This window comes from Lactobacillus sp. ESL0681 (genome assembly GCF_029392835.1).
In the GTDB taxonomy this organism is placed as follows: Bacteria; Bacillota; Bacilli; order Lactobacillales; family Lactobacillaceae; genus Lactobacillus.
Genome location: NZ_CP113943.1, coordinates 801,547 through 814,506, shown reverse-complemented (window position 1 = coordinate 814,506; position 12,960 = coordinate 801,547). Strand labels below are relative to the sequence as shown.

The window sequence follows — 12,960 nt, the reverse complement described above, 5'->3', positions numbered from 1 at the left end:
TTCGCAAAGTAACGCCCTTATTTTTTCTAGTAAAATTATTTGAAAGCTAAAGCACCCATTGGATCCCATGGTAATAATTGCGTTGGGTTCTTGCTGCCTTCGTCAAATTCTTGTTTAACTTTATCTGACAAGAACTTCTTGTTAATGACAGCTTGATAAACAAAGTCATCAAACCAAGCATCACTCATCACGAAGTAACCTTTAAAACCAGGTTTGTCGCCCCAAGAGTTTTCGATCTTCCACTTAGTTGGTTTGTCATCGACTAAATCAACGCCAGTAATAACCATCGCATGATCCATCATGCTTTCGCCAGAATCAAGTTTGTCAGCTTTAGACATTGAGAGATCAATATCAAACAATTGATCACGTTGATAAATCTTAGTATCAAGCAAGCCAAGTTGGCGCTCTGAATCTTTACCGACATTAGAGCCAAACCAAACTACTTCGCCTGATTGCAATTGCTTGATGATTAGGTCTTTCATTTCAGCAACTTCTAAATTAAGGTGACGGACTTGGCGACCGTCAACGATGTTACCCAGATATTCAACTGAGAAGACTTGGTGATAAGGTTTATCAGCAGTTGGTGAATTGATAATTGAAACGTGGTCTTCCAAATTCATGCCCACATATTTGTCAAAGAATGCTTTGGGCGTGATTCCAGCTTCACGGTGATAATTATTGTCATCGTCGCGATATTCAAAATCAAATTTCGTTGGTGGCACACCCAATGAAATAGCCAAAATCCGAAAGACATCATTTAACATCTCATTTTTACGGTCTTCAACTTCTTGGTCTGTTTTACCAGCATTGACTAACTCACGTAATTCTAAGCCGTCCTTACGTAATAACGTGTTTAGCGTATCATTTAAGGCACTAGAATTGTTAGAGTTAGCAGTTTCTGGATAAACCGACTTTGGGACAATTCCGTATTTTTCGATTAAGCCGCAGAGCATATCCCATTGACCACCGTCTTGTTGTGGAGTGGCAAATAAGAAGGCGACTTTGCGATCGCCTAAAGGTTGATTGGCAGATGCAATTACATTTTCAAAGAACCAGTTAGACTTTTCAAATTTATCCCAGAAGTTAGTGTAATTTTGGGATAATTCGAAATCCTTAATCTTGTATTCTTTTTGCATAGGGTGACGCATGGTGTTTAAGGCTGAGAACATCCAGCAACGTCCAGATTGCTTTTGATCAGCCGGTTTGCCCGTGGCAATTTCTACTGAAAAAGTTGGTTCTAAATCAATCTTTGATTGAGTATTTTGGCTGGCCTTGTATATGCCATTTTCTTGAGCGGCATTGGCAGCAATATTGCTGCCAGCATGGTTTGCTAAATCTTTAGTAAATTCGGCAACTGCTTGCTCAGTAATTTCTTTAGTCATAAATTTTTCCTCCTTGAAAATTGGTATGTATTCTATTTTAGCCTATTATAGCTGCAACGTCTATTATGTTATAAAAAGATACTTGTGATATTAATTTCAATATCTTGTTTAATTTTAGCGCTTTCTATAATATACTGAATTTAGTTAAGACAGTTTGGTGGGGACTTTCAATTATGAATTATAATTTAATGCCAGTTAAGTATTTTGTTGATGTAGTGCAAACACATGGCTTTATTTCTGCTGCTAGAAGAAACTTTGTTTCTGAAACTGCTGTTAGTTCAGCTATTAAAAAATTAGAAAATAATCTCGGTCATAAATTGCTCAATAGAACTTCTGGTGAATTATCATTGACTCCGACCGGAGAAGTTTTTTATGAGAGAGCAGTTGAAATTCTCAACTCTTATAACGAAATTTGGCATAATCCAGAGGAACATCCAGAAAAATTATTGCGAATTCATTTTTTACAGGGATTAGAAAATGAAGCAGCCGGGCTTGCTAGCAAATTACCTAATAATTATGAAATCTGTTTTGATGAAGAAAACTTTGACACAAGTATTAGTCGACTTGTTAAGAATAATTACGATATTTTAATTGGTTTTCAACTTGGATTTACTGGTAATAATAAGATAATGACCTTTCCGTTGAACACTGTTGATTTTGACTTGATTTTTAATGCTGAACAGGTCAAGCAATATCATAATAATTTAAAGGCTTTGGCACAGAATTCCAGAATTTATATGCAGGACTGGAAATCTACAGGTATTTTGGATATTCAAACTGCTATGCTCAAGTCCTATAGTCAAAATGGGTGGCTATATAGAGATGTAGCTGAAGTAAATAGTTTTTCTGCAGCTTATTTAAATGTTAATTTTAAAGGCGGAATGACAATGGTTCCATCTACTTTCAATTCTACCCATATATGTGAAAATATATACAAGTTTTCTCCTGATCATTTAAAAAACAAATTTCATGTAGTTGCTGGCATAAATAGTGATAAGCAAAGAGACTTGGGAAAGATAATTTCTAGGACACAACTTTAAGTTATCAGTGGCAACTTTTTTATGCTAGCGCTTTTATGTGAAGTGAATTACAATTTCTATGTAATGAGTAACATAGAAAGGTTAAAGCTTATGAAAAGTATGTCAACTAAAGTTGTGATTGTTGGTTCGGGTTCATCAGGAATCTCAGCAGCTTTTGAACTTTATCAACAAAGAGTACCATTTGTCCTTTTAGAAAAAGGAAACAAAGTTGGGGGAGCAGGAAAATTTGGAGCTCATGGAGTATTTGCAATTGATTCAGAGCAACAAAAAGAAAAGGGAGTTAAATATAGTTATTCTGATGCCTTTAGAGGATTAACCGACTATAATCATTTCTTCGTGAATGGTGAATTACTTAGCCGCTTTTTAAAAGAATCAGGAGCAAATATTGATCGTTTAGAAGAGATGGGTTTACCGGTGGTGGTTGAGCAAAGTGAACAAAAGGCTCATCTACATGATCCACTTGTTTATCACAAATTTACTAATTTTAAAGAAAAAGTTATCAACTGGGATAAATTACCAGCAAAATTTGAAGCAGCCCAAAATAAAGTATTGTTAGAAACAGCAGCAATTGATATTGACTATGATAATGGGCTAAAAGCAGTTATTGCTCAAGATAAGGAAAATAATAAAGTTAGGATAGAAGCTCAAAAGGTTATTTTTGCAGATGGCGGTTATTGTGGCAATGAAGAAATGCTGAAGAAGAATTATTCTGATGCTGCTGAATTGCTTAATCTAGGTGAGAGAAAATCTACGGGGATTGGAATTAATTTGTCGGCAAAACTAGGAGCCGATTTAAGACATAGCCCTGCTTTGTTTGCTCATGGCTGTGCGCCAAGTATGACAATTAATCCAATGAAACGTGAAAGTGCAGTAGAAACGCTAACTAATTTACCGCTACTTTGGCTAGATCAAACTGCTAACCGATTTGTTAATGAAGATGTTGTTTATGATTTTGCCATGTGGGGTAACGCTGCTCATAACGTTCATGGTAAATATTATGTAGTAGTTGACCAAACTACATTAGATGTATTGAAAACTAAAACAGTAGATTTAGAAGATACATTTGAACGGCAATTTTGTGATGTTGGCCAAGAACCAAAAATCAATGTTGGACCATTGCCAAATATTCAAATGGACTTTGATAATGCAACTAAGACAGGAGAGGTAGTTAAAGCTAAAACAATCGATGAATTAGCAGAAAAATTGGGTTTACCACTTTCTGCTTTAAAACGGAGCTTAGATTCATATAACCATGCAGTTGTTACAAAAAAAGACGATGCATTTTTGAAATCAGCAGATGAGTTAATGTTTAGCGTAAAGAATGGACCATTTTATGCAATTATTGAACATTGTGCAATTTTAGGAACTTTAGATGGTGTGAATGTTGATCGAAATTGTCAACCAGTAAGGGAAGATGGTACACCGATTAAAGACTTATATATTGTTGGTAATAATGCAAATGGGCTTTATTCAGATGGTTATCCAAGTTATGAAGGAATTGCAAATGGTTTTGCTTTTGTCTCAGGTTGGATTGCTGCTAAAGAAGCAATTAAAACTTTAAATTAGGAGGATTTTAAAATGTTAAAAGATAGAGTTGCAATGGTTACTGGAGCTGCTCAGGGAATAGGTTATGCAATTAGTGAGGAATTCGCTAAACAAGGAGCTGATGTAATCTTAACCGATTATAATCCTAAGGTTACAGAAGTAGCTGCTGATATGAACAAGAATTATAACGGTAAAATTGTTGGTATTGTACTTAACGTAATGAAAACTGACAGTATTCAAGCTGCATTAAGTACTATTATTTCTGATTATGGCAAACTTGATTATGTTGTTAACAATGCTGGTGGTGGTGTTCTTAAGCCATTTGCTGAATTAACAGATGATGATTTTGACAAAACGATTAATCTAGATTTACGCGGTACTTTTCTATGTATGCGTGAAGAAATTAAATTATTTTTGAAGCAAGGATATGGTTCAATTGTAAATACTGGAGCATTAGGTAGTATTTATAATCCTGGTGGCATGGGCGCTTATAATGCTGCAAAAAATGGAATTATGGGAATGACTCAAGCTGCTGCAGTTGATTACGCTGAAAATAATATTAGGGTAAATTGTGTTGCGCCAGGCTTGACTAAGACACCTTTAAATGAAGGCGGTTTTTTGGAAAAGATTTTGCCAACTGTACCAATGAAGCGTTGCGAAACAGCCGCTGAAGTAGCTAAAGTATTTGTCTTTGTTGCAAGTGAAGCTACATTTATGACTGGTCAAACCATTCTTAGTGATGGTGGCGTTTCTGTTGGTTTAAAGTAGGAGAGCAAAATTATGTTTCCTAAAAAAGAACAATATGACCTAGTAATTGTTGGTGGTGGTTTGTCTGGATTAGCTGCTGCAGTTAGTGCAGGTGAAAGACATCTTGATACTTTGGTGATTGAAAAAGGACGCACTTTAGGCGGTGATGGAAATTATGTTGAAGGTGCGATGGGTGTAGATAGTTACTTGCAAAAGCAGGAGCATGTTGTAATAGATTCGACAAGTCTATTGCAAGATGAATTGACTTATTCACATTATGAAGCTAATGCACCACATTTAAAAAAATATATTGATAATAGCGGTCTGACCATAGATTGGCTGCATAGTTTAGGAGTGGAATTTTCTAAGGTAGGTCCACAAGGTAAAAGTTGGCCAACAATTCATACTTTTTCTGGCGGTGGTCATCAAGCAATTGAAACTGTATTGGAAAAAGTAGATGAATTTGGAATTGAGATTGCTACTAGTATTAGTGCCCAAAAACTCTTGCAGAAAAATGGTCATATTTCTGGGTTACTAATCAAAAATGAAGCTACTGGACAGGAACGTCAATTAATTGCTTCAAATGTCATTTTGGCTACTGGTGGTTATGTTGACAATCCAGAAATGGTAAAGAAACGAACTCCATTAACTGATAGACTATTATCAGTTAGCGATGGTAAGTCAACTGGTGATGGAATTCAGCTTGCATGGAAGGTTGGTGCTGAGCATTATCAGATGGGAGCTATTCAATATGGTGGTGGAGCAATTCTTGATAAGGTAAAACCGCCATTTATGCATATGGACTCTCAATTAGCTGCAGCTGCTACCCAAGAAGCAATTTTATGGGTTAATGAACGTGGTGATAGATTTGTAAACGAAGATGTCAATGATAATATGTGTCATGCTGGTGGTAGTATTTTGATACAGTCAAGAACATTTTCAATTCTTGATCAAGCTGCAGTTGACCATTTGACTAATATTGGCTTGTACAAAGAATTAGGCAACTCACCAGTTTCACCAAAGAAATTAGACAAATTGTCAAAAGAAATTGCTAGTGATCTCGATCATAATGAAAAATATTTAACCAAAGCCGATTCAATTAAGGAATTATCTAAAAAATTAGGTCTAGTACATTTAGAAAAGACTATCTCGCATTACAATGAATTTGTTACTAAAGGAGAGGATACTGATTTTGGTAAATCTCCATCCTACTTAACGGCAATTCAACAAGGGCCATACTATGCGATTGAATTAGGTGTTGGCATGGCGTGTGCACTTGGTGGCATTAGAGTAAACGATGATAATGCTGTATTAAATAGTTATGGTTATCCTGTTTCAGGATTATATGCAGTTGGTAATGATGCTGCAGGTATGCTAGTAGGTGATACTTATGCTGTTACCTTGCCGGGAAGTACGGCAGGATATGCAGCGTTTTCTGGTCGCAATGCTGTTTTGAGTATTTGTAGTGGGAAGTGAAATAATGGCAATTTCTAAAGAATATGTTACAAAAACAAGAATTGGTGTTTTAGCTGTCAGCATGATTGGTATGGCTGCTCTAGCAATTACACCATCATATGCAGCAATTGCTAAATATTTTACTTTGAGTAATACTGGTGTGCAAATGTTGACCTCTTTACCAAATTTGTTTATGATGATTGCCGGTTTGGTAATAGGAAAATTAACAGCAAGCAAAATTAACCTTAAAACTCTAACTATTACGTCAATTTTATTGGTCATAATTGGCGGTATGCTGCCCCTAGTGCTTCATACAAGTTTTCTATTTTTAATTGTTTGTTCTTGCTTAGTAGGTTTAGGACAAGGTGCGTGTACAAATTTAACGCAAGTATTGATTTCGCAAATTTTACCTAAAAATGAGCGCGAATCGACAATGGGTTTGTCGACTACTTTTATCAATATTGGTGGCATTGTCTTTATTATGGGTGGCGGTCAAATAGCTGCTACAAGTAATTGGGTAAATAATTATTGGATTTATCTTTTTTCTTTCTTTATTTTGATAGTTGTTTTATTACTTCTCCCATTACATCCCAAAAATGTTAGTGATAACGATTCTGTAAACGATGGTGATACCAAAATAAAGCTAAATAAATACGTTTTTTATTCTTCATTATGGGCATTCTTTACGATGCTTTTAAACAATGTACTAAACAATAACATTTCTTTATTTGTTGCTAAGCAACAACTTGGGGCTACGTCACAGGCAGCTCTTACTTCGACTATATCCTTAATTGGCGGCATGTTTTGTGGCCTAGTTGTTGGTAGTATTGGCAAAAAGTTTAGATATTCTTCAATTGCTTTGTCGTTTTTGATATATGGTATCTCATATTTATTAATTGGAATGATTCATTCATTAATAGTTGTTTTTATTGGCAGTTTTTTAGTCGGAGCAGCAATGAGCATTGCAATGGGGCAGTTTCCATATTTAATTTCACTTGCTGTTGATGATAATAGTGTTTCAATGGCTCTAGGAATTTATGTGGCTATTTATTCAATTGGTGGCGTAGTCAGTCCGTTTGTTATAAATCCGTTGACTAATGCTGTTAAAGGGATAGGATTAAATGTATTTTCAGTTAGTGGTATTTTGGCAATAGTTATTAGTTGCTGTTGTCTATTAGTTAAATTTCAAAAGAATTTAGTTGAAAATTCACTTGATTAATTAGTATAAAAAAGCAAAAAAATGATGAAAATCCGCAACTTTAAATCTAAAGTTACGGATTTTATTTATCTGAATACAGTGAAATTAGAAGTTGTAAATTAATTTTTTTCAGCTGGTTGCTGGTTTATGATACCAAATTTTAGAGAATTCATCATGCTTATTAAAATAGTCAATTACCATGGGATCTAGCGGCCAAATAGGTGTTTTAGTTTCTTGAGCAATTTCTAAAATAAATTCCATTTCTTCTGTTAGAATTTTATTACTGTCTGCTTGTGGATTAATAAAAAGGTGATTCATTACCCAAACTTCACCGTCTTGACGCTGCATTTTATCCATTGTCCAGCGGCAAGTTAAAACGTCGTCATCGTCGTAAAGTTCGAAAAATTGGTGGGGATCGTTAAGATTAAACATAAATGGTTCCTTTTAAGAATAAATTTGCTATTTCTGTATTTATTATAGAAGATTTTTCAATAAAATGCGTAATTTATTGTAGAATAGTGTCTGGAGCATAATAAGGAGATAAGTATGATTAAGACACGTGGATTTGAAAGAGTTTCTAAGTATCAAAATAAAAATATTAACCTTCCTAGAAGACAGACGATTGCTAGTGCGGGTTATGACTTGGAGGCCGCTAAAGACGTATTAGTGCCAAGTATTTGGCGGTTAAACTTTGTCCGGATTTTTCGCTTAATCAGAAATGGACATCAATTATACGAACCAGATTATGAATTAGCTGATCATGTGTTAAAGCCGTTGCTGATTCCGACTGGAATTAAGGCTTATATGCCAGATGACGAGGTATTGCTGCTTGCTAATCGTTCGTCCAATACAATGAAGAAAAATTTGAGTTTGCCTAACGGAATTGGAGTAATTGATGCTGATTATTACAATAATCCGAATAATGAGGGCGAAATTTTTATGCAGGTAATTAATTATGGTGTTAGACCGCTGCAAATTCGTAAAGGTGATCGAATCGGGCAGGGGATATTTGTCCACTATTTAAAAACTGATCAGGATTTACCAGTTAGCCGTAAACGGATGAATGGTTTTGGTTCAACTAATAAGGAAGAGAATTAATGGCTAAAATAAAAACTAAGTATGAGTGTCGTTCTTGTGGCTATGTTTCGGCAAGTTATTTAGGACGTTGTCCTAATTGTGGTGCTTGGAACCAATTTGAACAAGAAAGCGAAGCAGTTGCTAACCGTTCTACTAAGGGAAGTCCTAGCCGGTTAATTAAAAAGACTGGTACTAATGATCCCGTTAAATTAAATAGTGTTCAAGCGGAAAAAGAAGAACGGATTTTGACAAGTTCTAAGGAATTGAATCGTGTCTTAGGAGGCGGTATTGTTCCAGGGTCTTTAGTCTTAATTGGTGGCGATCCCGGAATTGGAAAGTCCACATTAATGCTCCAGATTATGAGTGATCTAGCTAAAACATATAAAGTTTTATATGTTTCAGGAGAAGAGTCTGCAAGTCAAATAAAACTGCGAGCTAATCGCTTGGACCTAGGTGCTAGTGATATGTTACTCTACCCGGAAACCGACATGGAGGATATTCGCCAGCAAATTGCAGAGGTTGAGCCGGATTTTGTGATTATTGATTCTATTCAAACGATGAACGAGCCCAGTCTTGATTCGATGACTGGTTCCGCCTCACAAGTTCGAGAAGTGACCAGTGAACTAATGAAAATTGCCAAGATGCAGGCTATTACCGTTTTTGTCATTGGGCATGTGACTAAGGAAGGAACAATCGCCGGGCCTAAGATTTTGGAACATATGGTGGATACAGTACTTTATTTCGAAGGTGATGAACACCATGCTTATCGAATCTTGCATTCTGTTAAAAATCGCTTTGGTGCTGCCAATGAAATTGGGATGTTTGAGATGGTTAACGAGGGCTTACAAGAAGTCACCAATCCATCAGCAATTTTTCTCGATGAACGCTTGCCGCAGTCAACTGGCTCGGCAATTGTGGTTTCACTTGAAGGAACGCGGCCGCTGCTTGCTGAAATTCAAGCTTTGGTAACGCCAACGGCCTTTGGCTACGCTAAGAGAACGACTTCTGGTATCGATTATAATCGGGCTGCTTTGCTTTTGGCAGTTCTGGAAAAGCGAGGCAACCTAATGTTGCAGAATCAAGACGTCTATTTGACGGCAACTGGTGGGATTCGGTTAAATGAGCCTGCTGTTGATCTGGCAGTGATTATGGCGATTGCATCTAGTTATAAAAATCAAGAGATTTCCCCTACTGATTGTTTTGTTGGTGAGGTTGGCTTAACTGGAGAAGTTCGCCGGGTTAATAAAATCGAAGCACGGATTAAAGAAGCAGCTAAAACAGGGTTTAAGCGAATTTATATTCCTAAACATAATATGCAAGCCGGTTTGAAAAACTTGGGGATTGAAGTAATTCCAGTTGCTAGTATCAGACAGGCACTAAAGCTAGTTTTAGGCTAGGAAAGATTGAACTTTTGGCTCATAACGGGTAAACTAAAAGCATTGAATTTACTATTTTGAAAGAGGCAAGTATTTTGGCAAAACAAAAAATTCGGGTAAGATACGCTCCAAGTCCAACGGGTCACTTACATATTGGTAATGCGCGAACAGCATTATTTAACTATTTGTTTGCGCGGCATAATAAGGGAACTTTTGTATTAAGAATTGAAGATACCGACCAAAAACGTAATGTTGAGGGTGGCGCCGCTTCTCAGATGGATAATTTACATTGGCTGGGAATTGATTGGGACGAGGGTCCTGATAAGGGTGGCGATTACGGCCCTTATCGTCAATCTGAGCGTAAAGCTCTTTATCAAAAATATGTGCAACAATTGCTTGATGAAGGTAAAGCTTATTATTCTTATAAGACTTCTGAAGAATTAGACGAGCAGCGCGAAGAACAACGGGCTATGGGTGTAGCACCGCATTATACTTATGAATATGAAGGTATGACTGCTGATGAAATTAAGCAGGCACAAGATGCGGCAGCAGCTAAGGGTTTAAAACCAGTTGTACGGATTCATATTCCCGAAATGGAAACTTATGCTTGGGAAGATATTGTCAAGGGTCACTTAAGTTTTGAATCAGATACAATTGGCGGCGATTTTGTTATCCAAAAACGTGATGGTATGCCGACCTATAATTTTGCCGTTGTTATCGACGATCATTTAATGCAAATTACTCATGTATTGCGCGGGGATGACCACGTTTCTAACACTCCTAAGCAATTAGCTGTTTATGAAGCGTTTGGTTGGGAACCACCGAAATTTGGTCATATGACTTTGATTATTAATGCCGAAACTGGCAAAAAGTTATCTAAGCGTGATGAATCTGTCTTACAGTTTATTGAACAATATCGCGACTTAGGCTATTTGCCAGATGCCATGTTTAACTTCATTACTTTGCTTGGCTGGTCGCCTGCTGGTGAAAGTGAAATCTTTAATCAACGGGATTTGATTAAACAGTTTGATCCTGATCGCTTATCTAAGTCACCAGCCGCCTTTGACCAAAAGAAGTTGGAATGGATTAATAACCAATACATCAAGCATGCTGACCGTGATCAATTGCTTGATCTGGCTTTGAACAATCTGCAAGAGGCAGGGCTGGTTGAAGCGGATCCTACACCTGAAAAGTTGGAATGGGTAAGGCAATTAGTTAATATTTATTCTGTGCAAATGTCGTATACTAAGCAAATCGTGGATTTAGCGAAGATATTCTTTGCTTCTCCAAAAGAATTATCAGCTGAAGAACTTGATGAGTTTCGGCAAGATGAAGCGCGACCAGTTATTGAGGAGTTTAAACATCAGCTTGAATTACTGCCGCGTTTTACCGCAACACAGATTATGAATGCTGTGCAAGCAACACGTAAAGAGACTGGAGTTAAAGGACGTAAGTTATTTATGCCGATTCGGATTGCGACTACTAGATCAATGGTTGGACCTGGTGTTGGCGAAGCAATGGAATTATTAGGTAAAAAACGAGTTATGCAGCACCTTGATCTGACTTTGCAACAGATGAGTGCGAACGGACTTTAAATTAATGAGAAAGCATTATTGTGATTAAGCAGTAATGCTTTTTTAATGTTCTAATAATAATTTTATTTTTTGCTAGCTTTATCTGCTGCTTTCCCATATAATGTTGATAATTCAGTTGAAGATTTTAAGCATGAGGTGAAAATTATGAAGCAGCAGGCAAATGATAAATTAGGATTTATTGCAATTATCTTTTTGGCAATCAATTTAATTATTGGTTCGGGGATTTTTTTAACTCCCGGTAGCGTTGTTAGGCAAGTCGGCAGTAAAGCACTATGGGTATATCTATTAGCAGCAGTCTTTGCCGCAGTTTTGGCACTGCCGTTTGCAGCTGCTTCTAAATATGTTAATAAGTCTGGTGCTTCTTATGCTTATGCTAAAGCAGCTTTTGGTAATAAGTTTGGCTTTTATATTGGAATTACTTGTTACTTTGCTAATAATGCCGTTTGGAGTACAGGGCTAGTTGGTGTTGTTAAGGCGGTTATTGCTTTACTTGGCGGTGAGGCAGATAATAACTGGCTAATTACCATTGGTTTAGTGCTAATCATGTTGTTAGATACGGTAGTTAATTTATTTGGTCAAAAAATCACTAAATATGTTATGAACTTGTCGACAATTTGTAAAACACTAGCTTTAGTGGTCATCATTGTTGCAGGAGGCTTTCTAATTTTTAAATCTGGTGCGAATTTTGATTTGAGTGCAGTTAATCGCATTAAAGAGGGTGGCAAAAATATTGTGCCGGCAGTGACACTTAGCACTTTTATGATGGCGGTTGTTTCAGCTTTATATGCTTTTTCTGGATTTGAAGCAGTGGCTTCAGGTGCAGAAGATATGGCCGATCCAGAAAAAAATTTGCCGAAAGCTATTCCATTAGCAGTAATTTTAATTGCCGTTATTTATATTGGCGTCTTAGCAGTTGCGATGATTTTAAATCCAAGTGCTTTAATGAAGACTAGTCAGGTAGTGGCACTTGCTGCAATTTTTGATAATCCGCTTTTAAGTGGCATTATTTTGAGTGGAGCAATTATTTCTATGCTGGGAATTAACTTTGCTTATAGCTTTAGTGCCCCACGTTTTTTAGAAGCAATGGCTAAAGAACATCAGTTATCACAGAAACTAACTAAAAGAACCAAGAGGAACTTTCCTAGCCGTGCTTTCTATATTTCGGCCGTGATTGCAGTAGTAATTCCGATGGCGTTTCAATATGATTTAACTAATCTAGTTACCTTGGGTTCGATTGTGCGTTTTTTGGAATTTGCCATTGTGCCAGCAGCAGTCATTCAATTTTACCGTGGACGTGCTAAGCAGCCGACGATTGCTGCACACAAAAATATTTGGACTGATTTAATTGCACCAATTTTTTCAATTTTGATTGTGATCTTTATGTTAATTGAATATAACTGGCGAGTGCAATTTGGCATAGTGGATAATGGTCAAGTTGTCGGAGTAAATTGGTTTGCTGTTGCAACCATGATTTTTGGTTTTGTCATTTTGCCATTAATTATGTATTGGCTTTCAAGAAAGGAATGGGATAATCTGAAGTAAAGA

At 36.6% G+C, this 12,960-nt stretch carries 11 protein-coding genes; 9 read left to right on the top strand and 2 right to left on the bottom strand.

The features are described 5' to 3' along the window. Positions 1-35: 35 nt before the first annotated feature. A complete protein-coding gene (gene pepC, locus OZX59_RS03865; RefSeq protein ID WP_277126828.1) occupies positions 36-1,382 on the bottom strand; it encodes an aminopeptidase C in 1,347 nt (448 codons plus the stop codon). Between the two features lie 173 nt (positions 1,383-1,555). Here pepC and OZX59_RS03860 point away from each other — a divergent pair, with 173 nt between their 5' ends. From OZX59_RS03860 to OZX59_RS03840, 5 genes are all read left to right on the top strand, one after another. Further along, positions 1,556-2,422, top strand: a complete 867-nt coding sequence (locus OZX59_RS03860; protein WP_277126827.1) for a LysR family transcriptional regulator — start codon at positions 1,556-1,558, stop codon at positions 2,420-2,422. 90 nt (positions 2,423-2,512) lie between these two features. Next, a complete protein-coding gene (locus OZX59_RS03855) occupies positions 2,513-3,988 on the top strand; it encodes an FAD-binding protein (RefSeq protein WP_277126826.1) in 1,476 nt (491 codons plus the stop codon). A gap of 12 nt (positions 3,989-4,000) precedes the next feature. Then, positions 4,001-4,735: an SDR family NAD(P)-dependent oxidoreductase gene (locus OZX59_RS03850; protein WP_277126825.1), complete on the top strand. Its 735-nt coding sequence runs from the start codon at positions 4,001-4,003 to the stop codon at positions 4,733-4,735. Positions 4,736-4,747: 12 nt separating this feature from the next. Continuing rightward, positions 4,748-6,190 (top strand): FAD-binding protein, encoded by a 1,443-nt coding sequence (locus OZX59_RS03845; RefSeq protein ID WP_277126824.1) that lies wholly within the window; start codon positions 4,748-4,750, stop codon positions 6,188-6,190. Between the two features lie 4 nt (positions 6,191-6,194). After that, entirely contained in the window at positions 6,195-7,388 is a 1,194-nt protein-coding gene (locus OZX59_RS03840; RefSeq protein WP_277126823.1) for an MFS transporter, read from the top strand. A gap of 108 nt (positions 7,389-7,496) precedes the next feature. Here the strand turns inward: OZX59_RS03840 and OZX59_RS03835 are convergent, their stop codons facing one another. Further along, on the bottom strand, positions 7,497-7,799 hold the full coding sequence (locus OZX59_RS03835) for a hypothetical protein (RefSeq protein WP_277126822.1): 303 nt from the start codon (positions 7,797-7,799) through the stop codon (positions 7,497-7,499). Between the two features lie 117 nt (positions 7,800-7,916). Here OZX59_RS03835 and OZX59_RS03830 point away from each other — a divergent pair, with 117 nt between their 5' ends. The 4 genes from OZX59_RS03830 to OZX59_RS03815 all read left to right on the top strand — a co-directional run bounded on the left by OZX59_RS03830 (position 7,917) and on the right by OZX59_RS03815 (position 12,957). Continuing rightward, positions 7,917-8,465, top strand: a complete 549-nt coding sequence (locus OZX59_RS03830; RefSeq protein ID WP_277126983.1) for a dUTP diphosphatase — start codon at positions 7,917-7,919, stop codon at positions 8,463-8,465. After that, positions 8,465-9,841, top strand: coding sequence for a DNA repair protein RadA (gene radA, locus OZX59_RS03825; protein ID WP_277126821.1), 1,377 nt, complete (start codon positions 8,465-8,467; stop codon positions 9,839-9,841). The genes OZX59_RS03830 and radA overlap by 1 nt, the downstream gene beginning before the upstream one ends. A 74-nt stretch (positions 9,842-9,915) precedes the next feature. Next, on the top strand, positions 9,916-11,415 hold the full coding sequence (gltX, locus tag OZX59_RS03820; RefSeq protein WP_277126820.1) for a glutamate--tRNA ligase: 1,500 nt from the start codon (positions 9,916-9,918) through the stop codon (positions 11,413-11,415). Between the two features lie 144 nt (positions 11,416-11,559). Then, positions 11,560-12,957 (top strand): APC family permease, encoded by a 1,398-nt coding sequence (locus tag OZX59_RS03815; RefSeq protein ID WP_277126819.1) that lies wholly within the window; start codon positions 11,560-11,562, stop codon positions 12,955-12,957. Positions 12,958-12,960 lie beyond the last annotated feature (3 nt).